Here is an 18800-nt window from a genome sequence, read left to right on the forward strand (position 1 = left end):
ACGATCGACAGACTGATAGAGTCTAGTTCAGCCTTCAAAACGACCCTTTTATAAACAATATTCGACAGGAGCCGCCGACGGACAGGACATTCTCATGCGGGAACTAGACATTGCAAGGTGCCCGTTGCATGGAGAAAAGGCAAGGATTAAACCATGCCGGAGGTGCAGAGTGACGAAAAAAGCGCCGCCATTTCACGCCTTCGAGGCGCATATGCGGCACGACGATTTTGCAATACTATTCATATTCTCTATTGTACGCCTGAATCCTTCTCTTGAAAAGAGTTTCCTCGCTTAAGAGGCTGATTTGTTCCACGTGAAACACCTAAATATGGCGATTTTGTTTCACGTGGAACATGAAATTAGACTAGAGGCTGCTTAAGAGGAATTCCCGCTTTGCGAGGATATTCTTTTGGTGTCTTTCCCAGCTTGCCGATCACGATCAGCTGACGCTCGGATTGCTCGAGCGGAAGCTTCAGCTCGTGCGTATATCTAAGCTTTGCGTTCAGAAGACGAATGCTTCTCGCGCTCTCCTCAAGCTCAGCCGTGTGATCCGATCCCTTCATTGCAATGAAGTTTCCCTCAGCTTTGGCAAAGGGAAGGCATAGCTCGTTTAATCCCGCCAGTCGGGCGACGGCGCGAGCCGTGACAAGATCGTATCGGTCCCGATGCTCGTTTAATCGACCGATATCCTCTGCCCTTCCATGGACAAGCGTGACGTTGTCCAGTTGAAGCTCGTCAACAACCGTCTGCAAAAAACGGATGCGCTTGGCAAGCGAATCAACAATCGTTACCTCAAGCTGGGGAAACGCAATTTTAAACGGAATGGATGGGAATCCGGCGCCCGATCCGATATCCGCCATGCTGCTAGCCGACGTCGCCTCAGGCAACGCGCCCAAGGTCAGTGAATCGTAGAAGTGCTTCTCATAAACGGCGCCGCGTTCTGTAATGCCCGTCAGATTCATTTTTTCATTCCACTCGACAAGCAAGCGGTAGTATGACTCATATTGATCGAGCTGGGTGTCGCTCAGCTCGATCCCAAAGTCGACTTGAACCCGCTCGCTGAACCAACGCTGCAGTTCGTCCGCCATCAGCTGCTCCTGGCCGCCGTCACGCGGTTATAATGCTCCAGGTGCACGAGCAGAATGGACAAGTCGGCTGGCGTGACACCGGAGATTCGCGATGCTTGCCCTATGTTGAGCGGACGAATCTGATGCAGCTTCTGCTTGGCTTCCGTCGCCAATCCGTGTACCGCGCTATAGTCAATATCGTCCGGGATGCGTTTTTTCTCCATCTTAGCCAGCTTTTCCACTTGTGCAAGCTGCTTTTCGATGTAACCCGTGTATTTGACTTGAATCTCGACCTGCTCCTTCATATCCTCAGACAAGCCTACGGGTGAAGGGGAAAAACTTTCGATATGCGCATAAGTCACTTCAGGTCTACGAAGCAGCGTGATACCGTCAACCGTATTTTGAAGCGGCGCCGAATCGATGGAAACCAATAGCGCTTGTGTGGCCTCGTCCGGGCGGATTCGAATCTCCTTCAATCTCAAGAGCTCCGCCTCCACCTTATGCTTCTTTTCCTCGAACAATACAAACCGCGCGTCTGAGATCAGACCGATCTCCTTGCCCAGCGGCGTTAGACGCAGATCCGCATTATCGTGACGGAGAAGCAAACGATATTCCGCGCGGGACGTGAGCAGTCGATAAGGCTCGTTCGTTCCTTTCGTTACCAAATCATCGATCATGACGCCAATATATCCCTGAGAGCGATCGATAATGACCGGCGCCTTGTTCTGCGCCTTGCGCGCTGCGTTGATGCCGGCCATAATACCTTGTCCTGCCGCCTCTTCATAGCCGGACGTGCCGTTTATCTGTCCTGCCGTAAACAAGCCGGAGATGACCTTCGTCTCCAGAGACGGCCACAGTTGTGTCGGCACAACCGCATCGTATTCGATCGCATAACCGGTACGCATCATCTCCACTTGCTCCAAACCTGGAATTGAACGCAGGATCTGCAATTGGACTTCCTCCGGCATGCTCGTCGACAAACCTTGGACGTAATATTCCTTCGTGTTCGCACCTTCCGGCTCCAGGAAAATCTGGTGCTTGGGCTTATCGGCGAATCGAACGATCTTATCTTCGATCGAAGGGCAATAACGAGGACCTGTCCCTTCAATCGCACCGGAGAACATCGGCGCGCGGTGCAAGTTGTCGTTGATGATCTTGTGCGTATCCTCGGATGTATAGGTCAGCCAGCATGGCAGCTGTTCCCCTGCCCGTTCCGAGTATTCCGTTTCATACGAGAAATACTTGGGCTTGTCGTCACCGGGTTGAATCTCCGTCTTCGAGAAGTCGATCGTATCCTTGTGAACGCGCGGCGGCGTACCCGTTTTGAAACGCACGAGCTTCAATCCGTTCTCGCGCAGCGACTCAGACAGCTTTACCGACGGCTGCTGATTGTTAGGACCGCTCTCATACATCAGCTCGCCCATAATCACCTTGCCGCGCAAGTAAGTGCCTGTCGTGATAACAACTGTCTTAGAGCGGTATTTCGCTCCTGTCTTGGTAACGACCCCTCGGCATATTCCGTCTTCGACGATCAGCTCTTCGGCCATCCCTTGGCGAAGCGTCAGCTTCTCCTCCCGCTCGATCGTCTCCTTCATCTCATGCTGGTACAGAAACTTGTCGGCTTGCGCACGCAGCGCATGCACTGCCGGACCTTTACCCGTGTTCAGCATGCGCATTTGAATAAAAGTCTTATCGATATTGCGGCCCATCTCTCCGCCTAATGCATCGATCTCCCGAACGACGTGTCCCTTGGCCGGTCCGCCAACCGATGGATTGCAAGGCATAAATGCGATCATGTCGAGATTGATGGTTAGCAACAGCGTCTCGCAACCCATACGCGCAGCCGCAAGCGCAGCTTCAACGCCCGCATGTCCGGCACCGACGACGATAACGTCGTACTCGCCTGCTAGATATCCCACTGTGGATACACTCCTTTTGGTTTTTTAATGTAAATATTTATTTTCCTAAACAAAATTTTGAAAATATTTGATCGAGCAGCGATTCCGATGCCGTATCGCCGACAATCTCTCCCAACGATTCCCACGCTGCCGCGATGTCAATCTGGATCAGATCCACGGGCAGCCCTTGTTCCGCACCGTCGATGGCATCCTGAAGCGAACGCGCCGATGCATGGAGCAGCGATATGTGCCGAACGTTGCTAACATACGTGGCATCGGCCGACTCGATGCCTCCGCTCATAAAAAGCTTGGTAACAGAACGCTCGAGATCTTCCATTCCCAGGCCTTCCTTGGCAGACAGAGAAACGATCCGCTCGCTGGCATACAGGGCGTGCACTTCGTCTTCCTCTAACCGGAGATCCAGATCCGACTTGTTCAAAATGACGATCGTCGGACGGTCCTTCAGTTCCTCCAGCAAACGCCGCTCCTCCTCGTGTAGCGCATCGCTGCGGCTTAGTACGAGCAGGATCAGGTCGGCGTCGCCGAGTGCGCCACGCGAACGCTCAACGCCGATCCGTTCGACGACATCCTCCGTTTCCCGGATTCCAGCGGTATCGAGCAGCCGCAGCGGAATGCCCGACAGCGTGACGGACTCTTCGACGATATCCCTCGTCGTGCCCGGAATATCGGTGACGATCGCCCGATTCTCCTTCACCAGCGCGTTTAATAGGGAAGACTTGCCCGCATTCGGGCGGCCAACGATCGCCGTAACGATGCCCTCCCGTAAAATCTTTCCTTCTGCAGCCGTCTTCAGCAGCGTCTCCACCTGCCGAAGCACAGCGCCGCAGTGGTCGATGATGACGCCGGCCGTTACCTCTGCGACATCATGCTCGGGATAGTCGATATTGACCTCGACATGCGCGAGCAGCTCGATCAGCTGCTCCTTAAGCGGCACAAGGCGCTTCGACAGCGCTCCCTCCGCCTGCTTGCGCGCGACCTGAAACGCCTTCGAGGATTTAGATCGGATAAGGTCGATGACCGCCTCCGCTTGCGCCAGGTCGATCCGGCCGTTCAAGAAGGCGCGCTTCGTAAATTCGCCGGGCTCGGCCATCCGGATCCCGCTCCGCAGCAGCAGCTCCAGGACCGCCTGGACGGCGACGATACCCCCGTGCGTGCTGATCTCCACGACGTCCTCCGCCGTGAACGAGCGCGGCCCCTTCATGACGGTAACGAGCACTTCGTCCAGCACGCTGTCGTTATCCGGATCCTTGATCCATCCGTAATGCACGGTATGCGACTGTACCTCCCGCAAGTCCTCTCTCGAGTTGAAGAGCGGGGCTACCTTGCCGATCGCCTCCGCGCCGCTCACGCGGACGACCGCGATACTGCCTTCTCCGAGCGCCGTAGCTACCGCCGCTATCGTATCTTCATTCATATCGTTCCCTCATTTAGCGCTAAGCTGATATAAACCCCAATACCTGCCATAAACAAAAAACGCAATGGTCCGCTTGCATCTGCAAGCCATTGCGTTGGACATTCATTCACTTGATAGCAATGACGACGCAGCGGTTCGGTTCATCGCCTTGACTGTAGGTGCGCACGTTCGGATGGCCTTGAAGCTTGGCGTGGATGATCTTCCGTTCGGAGGCGCTCATCGGCTCGAGCACGACGTCCTTCCTGGACTTAGCGGCGCGCAGCGCCATTCGGTCGGACAGGGCTTCGAGCGTCTCTCTGCGCCTCTTCCGGAACTGCTCCGCATCGAGAACGATACGCAGGTGACGGTCCGAATGACGGTTCGCGACGATGTTCGCCAGATACTGCAGCGCGTCCAAGGTCTGACCCCGGCGTCCGATCAACATGCCCAGATTAGCGCCGGACAGGTTAATCAATACTTCGCCTGCGCTCTCGTCCCGTTCGATCTCCACGGTCGAATGCATGGCGTCGGTTACTTCCTGAAGAAAAGCAACCGCGTGATCGACGCCGTCCGGCAGAAGCTCCAATTGTACGCGGGCTTCCTTGGCGCCGATCAGTCCGAACAGCCCTTTGCTGGGCTGCTCAAGCACGGTTACTTTAACGCGGTCCTCACTTACCCCGAGAGTGACGAGGCTTTTTCTTACCGCTTCCTCCACCGACTTTCCTGTTGCTTCGACCTTTTTCATCTGCGATGGCCTCCTTGCCTTTGCCTTGCGGCTCGGCTTTGCGTCCATACATGAAATAGTTCTGCGTGATGGTGTAGATATTACTGAAAATCCAGTAAAGCGGAAGCGCCGCCGGGAACGAAAGCGCCATGACGAAGATCAACACGGGGAAGATCAGCATCAGGCCCTTCATCGCACCCATCTGCTGCGGCTGCTGGGACTGCATCATTTTCGATTGTACGAACGTGGTCAGAGCTGCGATAACCGGGAGAACGTAAAACTGGTCCGGCTTGCCGAGCTGGAGCCACAGGAATGTATGCTCATAAACGTTGGCGTTGACGGTAATGGCGCGGTAAAGCGCGATAAAAATCGGCATCTGAATGATCAGCGGGAAACAGCCTGCGAGCGGATTGACCTGATGCTCTTGATAGAGCTTCATCATCTCTTCTTGCTGCTTGCGGGTGTCGTCCTTGTACTTCTCGCGGATCTCCTTCATCTGCGGCTGCAGCTTCTGCATCGCCTTGGTGCTCTTGTACTGCTTGATCATGAGCGGAAGGATAATCGTCCGGACGATGATCACGAGCAGAAGGATTGCAAGGCCGTATTCGCCATTAAACCATTCGGCGAACTTGTCCAGCATAAGCGAGAACCAGTATACGACATTGCTGTCCCACCAGTTACCATTAGCCAGGTCCGACGTGGTCTTTCTTGTGGTCGGTGGCGTACATCCCGATAAGAAAACCATCAGGGAAACCAGAAGACCGGAGACCATCCAGAATTTGCGATTGCGCAACAACAAACCTCAAAACTCCCCTCTAAAATAACCCCACCAAGGTGGAGCCGTGACTTTGAAGCCATATCGGGACTTTGCGGGGATTCCGGAATAAGACGACTGACCGAAAACCGGTTCGCCGTACGTGCATCCGTACGAATTCGCCGTCCCGGAACCGAGGGGCAGATCCGTCTCTTTCAAAGCCCAAAACACAAGTCAACTATACCATAAGATTATTGGCAATGGAAAGCGCGCGGGGCGCCGTTCCGGGTCTTAGGCTTGCCTCCGCCGGGACCCGATCGGTATGGTTTTCTGTCCTGCGCCGGCGGCGGCGTAGAGCCCTTGGTCAGACCCGCCTTGCGGAGCACGTGAAGCACGCTGCGTTCCATCTCTATATAAGGAAGCGAGATCGCCGGCTTGCGCACGATCAGGATCATATCGGTGCCCTCGATAATGCGCGAGCCGTTAAGCCGAACGATCTCCTTGATCATCCGCCGCATCCGGTTGCGTACGACGGCGCCTCCCAGCTTGCTGCTCACCGAAATGCCTAGCCGATACAGCCCCGGATCCGGCTTGCGACGCCAGTAGACGACGAACTGCGAGTTCGCGAACGATTTTCCGCTTCTATAGATACGGCTGAAGTCTTCCTTGCTTCGCAGCCGCAATTTTCTTTCCATCCTCATCCCTCATCGCCGGATTATGGACTCAAGTCCGTTCATCAGTTATTCCCGTATACATGAAAAAAGACCACCTCACGTGGTCTTTATCCTTAAGCGGACAATACTTTGCGGCCCTTTTGACGACGAGCGGCGAGAACCTTGCGTCCGTTCTTCGAGCTCATCCGGCTGCGGAATCCGTGTACCTTCTTGCGCTTGTTTACGTTCGGCTTAAATGTCGGTCCCACTTCTTGATACCTCCTATTATAGAGTAAACGGCATTGCCGTTCGATTGAAGGGCGATGCTTCGTTTCGCGTCAAATTCGATGTCCGTCTGCACGATCCCCATACGAATCCCTCGAATTCGAAAAAGAACTCATATGTCCATTTATTAAACCATAAGAGGGTCCTGAAGTCAATGTAATGGACGTTCGGCGGCTTCGAAAGATATTCACATGTGCATAAAAAGGGAGAGAAAAAAGACTCATAAGCCATTTTGTCGAAACTCCGCACAGAATATCAACAATATCTTGTGTTGTGCACAGATTTCATCCACAAGTTATTGAAAATGTGGATAACAGGGCGAATTCCGTTGAATTAAGCGGGTTCATCTGCTATGATAAGTTCACCCATTCGACGTGGATAACGGCTGTTAAACCTCTTTTTATCAACACCCTGTGCATAAATCTGTGAACAAAATCCCTTCTTATGGACATCTCGATAAAGAATAAAGAGGAATTGTGTGGATAACTTGTTGCAAAGGACATCCTTCGACACCGCCGCCCTCCCTCTTGTCCGCTGACGGGTTAAAGGAGTGACTCCATGTGGACAGCCGTACGAACGAGATCTGGCAGCAGGTCTTGTCGGTCATCCAGACAAAATTAAGCAAACCGAGTTACGATACGTGGTTCAAAGCCACCAAAGCGAATTTCCTTAATGACGAGACAGTGGTTGTAACCGCTCCCACCACCTTTGCGGCGGAATGGCTGGAGAACAGGTACAAGAAGCTCGTCTCTTCGACGTTGTCGGACTATCTGGACCATCCGGTGGAGGTCAGGTTCGCAATCGAGGAATTCCGGTCGCCCGAGCCGCCCGCGCCGTTCCCGGCCGTGCCCGTCGTCAAGAACGCGGGACCCGAGGAACCGGTCGGACATATGCTCAATCCCAAGTACACCTTTGACACGTTCGTCATCGGCGCCGGCAACCGCTTCGCGCATGCCGCTTCCCTCGCGGTCGCGGAGGCGCCGGCCAAGGCGTACAACCCGCTATTCCTCTATGGAGGCGTGGGACTGGGCAAGACCCACTTGATGCATGCGATCGGCCATTATATTTTGGAGCACAATCCGTCTTCGAAGGTTCTCTATATCTCGTCGGAGAAGTTCACGAACGAATTCATCAACGCGATCCGGGACAACCGCGGCGAGAGCTTCCGCAACAAGTATCGCAATATCGACGTTCTGCTGATCGACGATATCCAGTTCCTCGCCGGCAAAGACGGTACGCAAGAGGAGTTTTTCCATACCTTTAACGCGCTGCACGAAGAGAGCAAGCAGATCATCATCTCCAGCGACCGCACGCCCAAGGAGATCCCGACGCTCGAGGAGCGCCTGCGCTCGCGCTTCGAGTGGGGCCTGATCACGGACATCCAGCCGCCGGACCTCGAGACGCGAATCGCGATCCTCCGCAAAAAGGCGAAGGCGGAGAATCTGGATATTCCCAACGAAGCGATGGTGTACATCGCGAACATGATCGATTCGAACATCCGGGAGCTCGAGGGCGCCCTTATTCGAATCGTGGCTTATTCGTCGCTGACAAACCAGGACGTGTCCACGCACCTGGCCGCCGAAGCGCTCAAAGACATCCTGCCGAACGGACGCAACCGTCTAATCACCATTCAGGATATCCAGCAGCGCGTGGGCGAATTCTATGGTCTTAAGCTTGAGGATTTCAAGGCGCGCAAGCGTACGAAGGCCGTCGCCTTCCCGCGGCAGATCGCGATGTATCTGTCCCGCGAGCTGACGGATTATTCGCTGCCCAAGATCGGCGACAACTTCGGCGGAAGAGACCACACGACGGTCATCCACGCCCATGAGAAAATTACGCAGCAGTTGAAGGTCGATGCCGAGCTGTACAAGATTGTCGGCAACCTGACGGAGAAGATCAAAAATCTGACGTAAGCGGCAACCCCGATATCCACCTGTGGACAAAAACGCTTGTTTTAAAACGTGAATAACGAAAAAACCTATGCACAACTCGTACACATGTGGATAGGTTGTCGTTCACGGCTTTTTTGGGCTTATCCACATATTCAGGGCCCCTACTACTACGACTATCTTTTAAGACCATACTATTAAGGCATATAGACGAGGTGATTCCGTTGAAATTGACGATATTGCGCACGGAGTTAAACGAGGCGGTACAAAACGTATCCAAGGCGGTATCCGCACGCAGTACGATACCGATCCTGAGCGGCATTAAGATAGATGTGAGTGATCGCGGCGTAACGCTGACAGCCAGCGATACGGATATTTCCATCCAGCACTTTATTCCGCTGGAATCCGCAAGCAAGACGGTCGTGAAGGTGGAACGTCCCGGCAGCGTCGTTCTTCCCGCCAAGTTTTTCGTCGAGATCGTCAAGAAGCTGCCGCACGAGGAAGTGAATCTCGAAGTCGGCGAACGATTCCAGACGCTCATCCACTCCGGCGCGACCGAGATCCAACTCGTCGGGCTTGATCCGGAGGAGTTCCCCGTACTGCCAATATTGGAGGAAGACCGCGTATTTTCGATTCCCGGAGATTTGCTGCGGTCCATGATTCGGCAGACGGTGTTCGCCGTTACGACCAACGAATCCACTCCGATCCTGACCGGCGTGCTCTGGAGTCTCCAAGAGGGCGTATTCAAGTTCGTAGCTACCGACCGTCACCGGCTGGCCACCTGCAAGACCAACATCGACACCGATCCTGGGCTGAAGTTCGCAGGCGTAGTCATCTCGGGCAAGACGCTTAACGAACTTTCGAAGATCATTCCCGACCAAAATACCCTCGTCGACATCGTCGTCGCCGACAACCAGGTGCTGTTTAAGCTCGGCGAGGTGCTATTTTTTTCCCGGATGCTCGACGGCGCTTATCCCGACACTTCCAAGATTATTCCGAGCCAGTTCAAAACAGAACTCGTCCTGAACACAAAATCGCTCAGCGACGCGATCGACCGCGCCTACCTGCTCTCGCGCGAAGAAAAAACGAACATCGTTCGTCTGCTGACGACGGATGACGGCAATATCGAGATCAATTCCAGCTCCTCCGAGCTCGGACGCGTACAGGAGCATCTGGACGTTACGGATCTGACAGGCGAGCCCCTGCGCATCGCCTTCAACTCCAAATATATGCTGGACGTGCTTAAAGTCGTGGATAGCGAGCAGCTGTACATCGGATTTAACGGCGCAATGAGCCCGATTATCTTCAAGCCGCGCGATCACGACAACAGCCTGCATCTCATTCTCCCTTACCGGACGACGAATTGAGGAGCGCCTCATGAAGGAAATCGAGATTTCGACCGAATATATCCAGCTTCAGCAGTTGCTCAAGCTGGGCGATTGCATCGGGTCCGGCGGCGAAGTGAAGCATTTCCTGCAGGAGACCGAAGTACTTGTTAACGGAGAAAAGGAAGACCGCCGCGGGCGCAAGCTGCGACCCGGCGACGTCATCGAAGTGGCTGGCTGCGGCAGCTTCGCTGTCCGCGCCAAGTCGTAGTCTGCGCCGGTACGGCCGTCACCGCACGTGCCGTTGCCGGACAGTCCAGAGAGGAAGTCCCGCATGCAGCTGAATAAGATCGCACTGCATGGCTACCGCAACTATGGCGAACTGTCGCTTGCGACGGCCGCAGGCGTCAACATCATCATCGGGCCCAACGCGCAGGGCAAGACGAACCTGCTGGAAGCCATCCACGTGCTCGCCCTTACCAAGTCGCACCGTACGTCCAAAGACCGCGAGCTGATCGGCTGGAACGAGCCATCAGCCCGCATCGAAGCAGAGATTGAGCGCAAGCTTGGTAAGGTAACGCTTGAGCTCCAGCTTTCCGCGCAAGGCAAAAAGGCGAAGATCAACGGTCTCGAGCAGCGCAAGCTCAGCGCTTTCGTCGGCACGGTCAACGTCGTGCTGTTCGCCCCCGAGGACCTCGACATCGTCAAGGGCGCTCCCGGCATCAGGCGCCGATTCATGGATATGGAGATCGGCCAGGTACATCCGGCTTACTTGCACGACTCCATGCAATATCAGCGAATCCTCCAGCAGCGCAATAATTACCTCAAGTCGACGGACGCCGCCAGGGCTTCTGCCGAAATGCTCGACGTATGGAACGAACAATTAGCCGCCTCCGGTGTTAAAATGATGCAGAGAAGGCAAAACTTTATTCATAAGCTGCAAGGGTGGGCCGAGAAGATTCATGCCGGCATCACCGCAGATAAGGAATCGCTGACCGTCGCCTACAAGCCCTCTCTCGCCGCAGAGGAAGGGACCTCGCCCCAAGATCAATCTTCTTTATTGCAACAATTTATGTTAAAGTTAACACAAGGCAAGGAACAGGAATTCCGCCGCGGCACGACGCTCATCGGTCCGCATCGGGACGATTTGGCGTTTGCCATTAACGGCAGGGACGTGCAGACATTCGGCTCGCAAGGCCAGCAGCGGACGGCGGCATTGTCGCTTAAGCTGGCGGAGCTTGAGCTGATGCGCGAAGAGATCGGGGAGTATCCGCTGCTTCTCCTCGACGACGTCTTGTCCGAACTTGATCAGGAGCGGCAGACCCAGCTCATCGAGACGTTTCAGAACCGCGTGCAGACGTTTATCACGACGACGGGCCTGGAGAGCGTCAACATGAGTAGGCTCAAGGATGCCGCTATCTATCATGTACGCGGCGGTACCGTGCTGCCCTAAGGCAGGGAATGTGGAGGGGCTCAATATGTACATTCATCTGGGCGGGGAGAAAATCGTCCGGACTTCGCAGCTCGTCGCGATCTTCGATATCTCGATCGAGCAGTCCTCGAAGCTGTCCAGGCAATTCGTGGCGCAAGCCCGGAAAAACCGTATCGTGGAGACGATCGGCGAGGAAGATCCGAAGTCTATCGTCGTCACCGAGGAGAGAGTGTATTATTCGCCCATATCGTCTTCTACCCTCAAGAAGCGGGCGCATCATCTGGTCGATCTGTAGGAGCAGCGCGTCAACGTTAAGAAGGCGGTGGAAGATTTGTCCGTGAATTCGCAGCAGAACACTTACGATGAGAGTCAGATACAGGTACTCGAAGGGTTGGAGGCCGTCCGCAAGCGTCCCGGCATGTATATCGGGTCGACCAGCGGCAAGGGTCTCCATCACCTTGTCTGGGAGGTCGTCGATAACAGTATCGACGAAGCCCTTGCAGGCTTTTGTACCCGCGTCGACGTCATTATACATGAAGACAACAGCGTGACCGTCATCGACAACGGCCGGGGCATCCCGGTCGGCGAGAACGCCAAGCTGAAGAAATCGACCCTTGAGGTCGTCATGACCGTCCTCCACGCCGGCGGCAAGTTCGGAGGCGAAGGCTACAAGGTGTCGGGCGGCCTTCACGGCGTCGGTATCTCCGTCGTAAACGCGCTGTCCGAGCTGGTTACCGTCACCGTCAAGCGGGATGGCAAGATCCATCAACAGGAATATCGCCGCGGCGCGCCACAATACGACTTGAAAATCATCGGCGAGACCGAGGATACGGGCACCCAGACACGATTCAAACCCGATCCGGAGATTTTCACCGAGACGACGGTGTTCGAATACGACGTGCTCGTCGGACGGATTCGCGAGCTGGCGTTCCTGAACAAGGGCATCCAGCTGACGCTCACCGACGAGCGTACCAGCATGCACGATTCGTTCAAGTACGACGGCGGCATCAAGGAGTTCGTCCAATACTTGAACCGTACGCGCGAAGCGCTGCACGAGCAGCCGATCTACGTGGAGGGCACCAAGGACGCCATTGCGGTCGAGATTGCCATGCAGTACAACGACGGCTATACGGAGAACATCTATTCGTTTGCCAACAACATCAACACGCATGAGGGCGGTACGCACGAATCGGGCTTCAAGAGCGCGCTCACCCGTATCGTCAACGACTATGCGCGCAAGATGGGCTTCGTCAAGGAGAACGAATCGAATCTCACCGGCGACGACTGCCGCGAAGGCTTGACGGCAATTATCTCGGTCAAGATTCCGGAGCCGCAGTTCGAAGGGCAGACCAAGACCAAGCTCGGCAACAGCGAGGCGCGAGGCATCGTCGAATCTCTCTTCGCCGACAAGCTGCTGGAGTTCATGGGCGAAAATCCGGCAGTGGCCCGCAAGGTCGTGGACAAGTCCCTTCAAGCGTCCCGGGCCCGCGAGGCTGCGCGCAAGGCGCGCGAGCTGACTCGCCGCAAGGGCGCTCTTGAAGTGAGCTCGCTGCCAGGCAAATTGGCGGACTGCTCGTCCAAGGATGCTTCGATCAGCGAACTGTACATCGTCGAAGGCGACTCCGCAGGCGGATCGGCCAAGCAAGGCCGCGATCGTCACTTCCAGGCGATTTTGCCGCTGCGGGGCAAGATTCTGAACGTAGAGAAGGCACGACTGGACAAGATTTTGTCCAATGCGGAGATCCGGGCGATCATCACGGCGCTGGGTACCGGCATCGGCGACGATTTCGATCTCGCCAAGGCGCGTTATCACAAGATCATCATCATGACCGACGCCGACGTCGACGGCGCGCACATCCGCACGTTGCTCCTCACCTTCTTCTACCGCTACATGCGGAACCTGATCGAAGAGGGCTTCGTATACATCGCGCAACCGCCGCTCTTCAAGATCGAGCGCAACAAGGTTGTCCGTTACGCGCAGTCCGAGGCCGAGCGCAACCAGATCATCGCCGAGTTCGGCGAAGGGGCCAAGGTCAACGTGCAGCGGTACAAAGGTCTCGGCGAGATGAACGCCGATCAGCTGTGGGATACGACGATGGATCCGGACAGCCGTACGATGCTTCAAGTACGGATCGAGGATGCGATCCGGGCCGACTTGATCTTCGATACGCTTATGGGAGACAGCGTAGAGCCGCGACGGGATTTCATCCATCAGTACGCCAGGTACGTCAAGAATCTGGACGTGTGAGGCTTCGGCACCCGCCGGGCGCAGCGATGCGTTCAGCGGGTGCTTTTTTTGCGGGCGCCGTTATCTTTTGCCGACGCTGCGCCGCTTGGCCTTCGCGGAAGCGCGAGCACCGCGGCGGAATCTTCCGTAGGCGGTAGCGTACTTGCGGATCCGGCGATATACGCTGCGGTCCGGCAGACGCAGGAAGATATAAGGATCGGGCAGCGTGTTGACCTCCAGAATCCAGGGCTTAAGCGCCGTGTCGACCGCAACGTCGATGCCGATCTCTTTCAGTCCCGGAAAACGCTTGCCGAGCACCGAAGCGACGTCCTCCCCAAGCTTGGAGAGTTCCCTTCGATAGCTGCGGCTCGTTCGGCCCGCTTTTTCCAGATGTACCTTCATCAGCGATTCCATCGGCAGCGGCGTGCCGCCGGCGTGGTAATTGGTTACGATTTTGCGCGGGTGGGCGAGTCTCCCGATGATACCGGTCGTCTCCCATTGACCGGCCGGACTCATCTGCACCATCACGCGAAAATCGAAACGGCGGCCATTCTGCTTCAACAATTCGATGCCCTGTTGGGACAGATAGGGGCGGGGCCGTTTTAATTTAAGCAGCGCTTCGTACATATCGTCGAAGCTTGAAAAGGAAAGCTGCTTCTCGCCGGCCTGGAGCGTGTAGACTTCGTCCGGTTCTACAGATTTGCCAAGACGGATGACGCCATTGCCGAAGGTTCCGTTCACCGGCTTCACATAGATCATGCCGTATTCGCCCAGCATGTCGCGGACCGTATCGTTGTCGAACGGCCTGGTGTCCGGCACGAGACCGCGAAGCTCCATCGATGCCAGCAGCGCTTCGGTTTTCGCCCATTTGCTGCTGATCCGCCTGATCGGCATCGGCGTTCACGCCACCTTTCGCGTCATCAATATGGTATAATGTTTTCATTCATCCTTTTTTAGAGTATGACGCTTCTGCCGTGGGTGACCATGGCGATTTGACAATAGTGCAGGGATATTGAAGGAGGATCAGCATGGCCGAAGAACAGCGTTCCCCCCTCCGCGACCGGGATATCGGCGTGGAGATGCGGGAATCGTTCATGGATTACGCAATGAGCATCATCGTCAGCCGCGCGCTGCCCGACGTTAGAGACGGGCTCAAGCCGGTACTTCGCCGTATTCTGTATGGAATGTCGGAGCTCGGCATGTCTCCGGACAAGCCGTTCAAGAAGTCCGCACGTATCGTCGGCGACGTCATGGGTAAGTATCACCCGCACGGCGACTCTTCCATCTACCAGACGATGGTCCGGATGGCGCAGGATTTTTCGCTCCGCTATATGCTGGTCGAAGGTCACGGCAATTTTGGGTCCATCGACGGCGACATGGCGGCAGCTATGCGTTATACGGAGTCGCGCCTGTCGAAGATCGCGATGGAGATGCTGCGCGACATCAACAAGGAGACCGTAGACTTCGTCCCGAACTATGATGGCGAAGAGCAGGAGCCGGACGTGCTCCCTGCGCGCTTCCCGAACCTGCTGGTCAACGGCACGACGGGGATCGCGGTCGGCATGGCGACCAACATACCGCCGCACAACTTGACCGAGGTCATTAACGGCACGCAGGCGTTGATCAAGAATCCGGAACTGACGGCTCTTGATCTAATGGAGTACATTACGGGCCCCGACTTCCCGACCGCCGGCTTCATCCTTGGACGCCAAGGCATCCGGCAGGCTTATAGCACGGGCCGCGGTTCTGTCACGATGCGCGCCCGCGCCGAGATCGAAGAGAACGGCGGCAAAGCCCGGATTATCGTTCACGAGCTCCCTTATCAAGTCGTTAAGGCGCGCCTCGTAGAGAAGATCGCCGAGCTTGTGCGGGACAAGCGGATCGAGGGCATTACCGATCTGCGCGACGAGTCCGACCGCAACGGCATGCGGATCGTCATCGAGCTGCGCCGCGACGTTAATCCGAGCGTTGTCCTGAACAATCTATACAAGCAGACGGCGATGCAGTCGACGTTCGGCATCAACATGCTCGCAATCGTGAACAAGGAGCCGAAGGTACTGAACCTTCGCGACGTGCTCCATTACTATATTCAGCACCAGATCGAAGTCATCCGCCGCAGAACCGAGTACGATCTGAAGAAGGCGCAGGCACGCGCGCACATCCTCGAAGGCTTGCGCATTGCGCTCGACCATCTCGATGAAGTCATCGCGCTGATTCGCGCTTCGCAGACGACGGAGCAGGCACGGGAAGGCCTCATGACGCGGTTCGGCCTGTCGCACGATCAGGCACAGGCGATTCTCGAGATGCGCCTGCAGCGTCTCACCGGACTCGAGCGCGAGAAGATCGAGCAGGAGTACCAAGAGCTCATGATCAAGATTGCCGAGTACCAAGCCATTCTGGCTAACGAGGGTCTCGTGCTGGAGATCATCCATGACGAGCTCGAGGAGATCAAGCAAAAATTCGGCGACGACCGTCGCACGGAGATCACGACGAGCGACGAAGAGATTCTCGACGAAGACCTGATTCCGCGCGAGGACGTCATCATCTCGATGACGCATTCCGGCTACGTCAAGCGCCTGCCTGTCACTACGTACCGCAGCCAGCGGCGCGGCGGCCGGGGCGTCGTGGGCATGGATACGAAGGACGACGACTTCATCGAGCGCCTCTTCGTTTCCAATACGCATCAGTTCCTCCTGTTCTTCACGAACAAGGGACGCGTATTCCGCCTCAAGGCGTACGAGATTCCGGATTTGAGCCGGACCGCGCGGGGCACGCCGATCATCAACCTGATCCAGATCGAGCAGGGAGAGACGATCAACGCGGTTATACCGGTCGAATCGTTCGAGCCGAACCAATACCTGTTCTTCGCAACCAAGTGCGGCATCGTGAAAAAGACGCCGCTCGACGATTATGCGAACATCCGCAAGGTCGGCTTGATCGCGATCTTGCTGCGCGAGGATGACGATCTGATCGGCGTCAAGCTGACGGACGGCAGCCGCGAAGTTGTCATGGGCACGGCACAGGGCATGTCCATTCGCTTCTCCGAAGACGACGTCCGCTCGATGGGACGCTCCTCCACCGGCGTGAAGGGCATTCAGCTGGACGAAGGCGACGAAGTCATCGATATGGATATCGTCGATCCCGAGCAGACCGTGCTGATCGTTACCGCCAAGGGCTACGGCAAGCGTACGCCGCTGAGCGAGTACCGCACGCAGACCCGCGGCGGCAAGGGCATCAAGACGCTGAACGTCACCGACAAGAACGGCGCGATCGTCAGCCTCAAGGTCGTCCAGGACGAAGATGACTTGATGATCATGACGTCGGGCGGCACGCTGATCCGGATGAGCATGTCCACGATCAATACGATGGGCCGGATCACCCAAGGCGTCAAGCTGATCAACATCAAGGACGAAGACGCCGTAGCGACGGTAGCGAGAGCGCCGCGCAACGAAGACGAAGAAGAAGATATGGAGGAGTCGGAAGGCGCAGGCACCGAAGGCGTCGAAGATTCCGAATAATGGACGCGATCTAAGGGGAGGAAGACGTCGTGGCTGTGCTGCCGATATCGCAAGTACAGACGGGAGATCTATTGCTGCGCGAAGTGCAGACGTCATTCGGCAATATGCTGTTTCCGGAGGGACGTACACTCAGTGCGCGCGATCTTGAGATTCTGCAGGCGTACCTCATCCCGGACGCGGACATTAAGAGAGCGGGTCTTGAGGAGTCCGATCTGCTCGAGGCAGAGGAAGACAAGTCGCTGCCGCTCTCCTCGCTTCACCAGAACTTTCTGAAGATGGAGAGGCTGCTGAAGCATACGTTTCAGATGATGGGTCCGGGACAGAAGCTGCCGATCTTCGAGATTCGCGGCGGACTTAAGGAACTGTTGGATCACATCGACGAATATCACGTGCTGACATTCGTACCGCCATACGACCCTGCTGCGGAGCCTTGGATCCGCGGCAGCGTATTGACGTCGCTGACGGGATACCAGCTCGCCAAGTGGATGAAGCTGCCGGAGAAGGACTGGGTAGCAGTAGCGCTGTCCGGCCTGCTGCACGATATAGGCAACACTCGTATCGACTCAACGATCCTGCGCAAGCCGGGAAGGCTCACGACAGACGAGCTGACGGAGATGCGGCAACATACCGTCTATGGCTATAAGCTGCTAGAGGGCGTTACTTCGCTTAATCAGGGAGTTATCCTGACAGCGCTGCAGCATCACGAACGAATCGACGGCAGCGGCTATCCGATGAAAGCGACAGGGGAGAAGATACATCCGTACGCAAAGATCGTGGCGATCGCGGATATGTATCATGCGATGACGTCCGCTCGCGCGTATCGTACGGCCCAGTCGCCTTATATCGTTTTGGAGCAGCTGCAGAAGGAAGCGTTCGGCAAGTTGGATCCATTGATGATCCAATGCTTTATTGAACGCAACACGCAGTTCCACAACGGTATGCTTGTCCAGTTGAACGACAATCGGGTCGGGGAGATCGTCTTCACCGATCGGGCGAACCCGACGAGACCCATGGTGTCGATCTTCGGCGACATCGTGAATCTCGCCAAGGATCGCAATCTCTACATTACAGCGGTGTATTCATCCTGAGGGATACAACAAAGAAAGAGATTGGACGAGTTAGAGGTCCGATCTCTTTCTATTTATATAAGCCTTCTGATACGCGTGCATGATGCATAAGCCGTGCAAAACGAGGGGGAATGACTTCAATAATATTCCTGCAAACAATTATTCAAAATAGCTTGCATTCGCCTAGGCGCCTGTGATATATTATTCAAGTCGCCGCTGAGAGGCCGCCGAGAACGAGGCCGAGAGCGAAGACAAGATTGCTCCTTGAAAACTGAACATCGAGCGTTAAAACAAACGGACGCTGAAGCCTTTCGGGGCCGAAGCAAAAGTTATACCAGCATTGAATTGAGCAAGTCGAACTACCTGTGCGTCTTTTGGCTATCGTCGTTTCTAACGAAACGTCTTTCGTCAAAAACGCTATTATGGAGAGTTTGATCCTGGCTCAGGACGAACGCTGGCGGCGTGCCTAATACATGCAAGTCGAGCGGATCTCTGATGGAGCTTGCTCCTGAAGAGGTTAGCGGCGGACGGGTGAGTAACACGTAGG

General features: G+C 55.6%; 16 protein-coding genes and 1 rRNA gene. 9 read left to right on the forward strand and 8 right to left on the reverse strand.

All coding sequences use genetic code 11. The features are described 5' to 3' along the window. Positions 1-359: 359 nt before the first annotated feature. The 7 genes from rsmG to rpmH all read right to left on the reverse strand — a co-directional run bounded on the left by rsmG (position 360) and on the right by rpmH (position 6779). Positions 360-1088 carry a 16S rRNA (guanine(527)-N(7))-methyltransferase RsmG gene (gene rsmG, locus ACFOTD_RS20310; protein WP_378121764.1) on the reverse strand — a complete coding sequence of 243 codons (729 nt, stop codon included), beginning with the start codon at positions 1086-1088 and terminating at the stop codon, positions 360-362. After that, a complete protein-coding gene (gene mnmG, locus ACFOTD_RS20315) occupies positions 1088-2986 on the reverse strand; it encodes a tRNA uridine-5-carboxymethylaminomethyl(34) synthesis enzyme MnmG (protein WP_378121765.1) in 1899 nt (632 codons plus the stop codon). Before mnmG ends, rsmG begins: the two co-directional genes overlap by 1 nt. Before the next feature lie 37 nt (positions 2987-3023). After that, complete coding sequence (gene mnmE, locus ACFOTD_RS20320) at positions 3024-4400, reverse strand: tRNA uridine-5-carboxymethylaminomethyl(34) synthesis GTPase MnmE (protein ID WP_378121766.1); 1377 nt, start codon at positions 4398-4400, stop codon at positions 3024-3026. 106 nt (positions 4401-4506) lie between these two features. Then, positions 4507-5124 carry an RNA-binding cell elongation regulator Jag/EloR gene (jag, locus tag ACFOTD_RS20325; protein WP_378121767.1) on the reverse strand — a complete coding sequence of 206 codons (618 nt, stop codon included), beginning with the start codon at positions 5122-5124 and terminating at the stop codon, positions 4507-4509. Next, positions 5048-5875: a YidC/Oxa1 family membrane protein insertase gene (locus ACFOTD_RS20330; RefSeq protein WP_378121779.1), complete on the reverse strand. Its 828-nt coding sequence runs from the start codon at positions 5873-5875 to the stop codon at positions 5048-5050. The genes jag and ACFOTD_RS20330 overlap by 77 nt, the downstream gene beginning before the upstream one ends. Before the next feature lie 233 nt (positions 5876-6108). After that, positions 6109-6552 carry a ribonuclease P protein component gene (gene rnpA, locus ACFOTD_RS20335; RefSeq protein ID WP_378121768.1) on the reverse strand — a complete coding sequence of 148 codons (444 nt, stop codon included), beginning with the start codon at positions 6550-6552 and terminating at the stop codon, positions 6109-6111. Positions 6553-6644: 92 nt separating this feature from the next. Further along, a complete protein-coding gene (rpmH, locus tag ACFOTD_RS20340) occupies positions 6645-6779 on the reverse strand; it encodes a 50S ribosomal protein L34 (protein WP_090116863.1) in 135 nt (44 codons plus the stop codon). A 576-nt stretch (positions 6780-7355) separates the two neighbouring features. On the opposite strand from rpmH, the gene dnaA reads away from it, so the two are divergent. The 6 genes from dnaA to gyrB all read left to right on the forward strand — a co-directional run bounded on the left by dnaA (position 7356) and on the right by gyrB (position 13689). Beyond that, positions 7356-8708, forward strand: a complete 1353-nt coding sequence (gene dnaA / locus ACFOTD_RS20345; RefSeq protein WP_378121769.1) for a chromosomal replication initiator protein DnaA — start codon at positions 7356-7358, stop codon at positions 8706-8708. 200 nt (positions 8709-8908) lie between these two features. Next, entirely contained in the window at positions 8909-10051 is a 1143-nt protein-coding gene (gene dnaN / locus ACFOTD_RS20350) for a DNA polymerase III subunit beta (protein WP_378121770.1), read from the forward strand. Positions 10052-10061: 10 nt separating this feature from the next. Continuing rightward, positions 10062-10280, forward strand: coding sequence for a S4 domain-containing protein YaaA (gene yaaA / locus ACFOTD_RS20355; protein WP_378121771.1), 219 nt, complete (start codon positions 10062-10064; stop codon positions 10278-10280). Positions 10281-10343: 63 nt separating this feature from the next. Further along, complete coding sequence (gene recF, locus ACFOTD_RS20360) at positions 10344-11462, forward strand: DNA replication/repair protein RecF (RefSeq protein ID WP_378121772.1); 1119 nt, start codon at positions 10344-10346, stop codon at positions 11460-11462. A 25-nt stretch (positions 11463-11487) separates the two neighbouring features. Next, on the forward strand, positions 11488-11736 hold the full coding sequence (remB, locus tag ACFOTD_RS20365; protein WP_090116868.1) for an extracellular matrix regulator RemB: 249 nt from the start codon (positions 11488-11490) through the stop codon (positions 11734-11736). A 42-nt stretch (positions 11737-11778) separates the two neighbouring features. Next, on the forward strand, positions 11779-13689 hold the full coding sequence (gyrB, locus tag ACFOTD_RS20370) for a DNA topoisomerase (ATP-hydrolyzing) subunit B (protein ID WP_378121780.1): 1911 nt from the start codon (positions 11779-11781) through the stop codon (positions 13687-13689). 60 nt (positions 13690-13749) lie between these two features. Here the strand turns inward: gyrB and ACFOTD_RS20375 are convergent, their stop codons facing one another. After that, positions 13750-14562 carry a YheC/YheD family protein gene (locus tag ACFOTD_RS20375; protein ID WP_378121773.1) on the reverse strand — a complete coding sequence of 271 codons (813 nt, stop codon included), beginning with the start codon at positions 14560-14562 and terminating at the stop codon, positions 13750-13752. Between the two features lie 134 nt (positions 14563-14696). Between ACFOTD_RS20375 and gyrA the strand changes: the two genes are divergently transcribed. The 3 genes from gyrA to ACFOTD_RS20390 all read left to right on the forward strand — a co-directional run. Beyond that, positions 14697-17186, forward strand: a complete 2490-nt coding sequence (gene gyrA, locus ACFOTD_RS20380; protein WP_378121774.1) for a DNA gyrase subunit A — start codon at positions 14697-14699, stop codon at positions 17184-17186. Between the two features lie 29 nt (positions 17187-17215). Then, positions 17216-18274 carry an HD-GYP domain-containing protein gene (locus tag ACFOTD_RS20385; RefSeq protein ID WP_378121775.1) on the forward strand — a complete coding sequence of 353 codons (1059 nt, stop codon included), beginning with the start codon at positions 17216-17218 and terminating at the stop codon, positions 18272-18274. A gap of 398 nt (positions 18275-18672) precedes the next feature. Then, positions 18673-18800, forward strand: a 16S ribosomal RNA gene (locus ACFOTD_RS20390); the annotation flags it as partial.

Origin of the sequence: Cohnella sp. GCM10012308 (assembly GCF_042649185.1) — a bacterium.
Lineage (GTDB): Bacteria > Bacillota > Bacilli > Paenibacillales > Paenibacillaceae > Cohnella.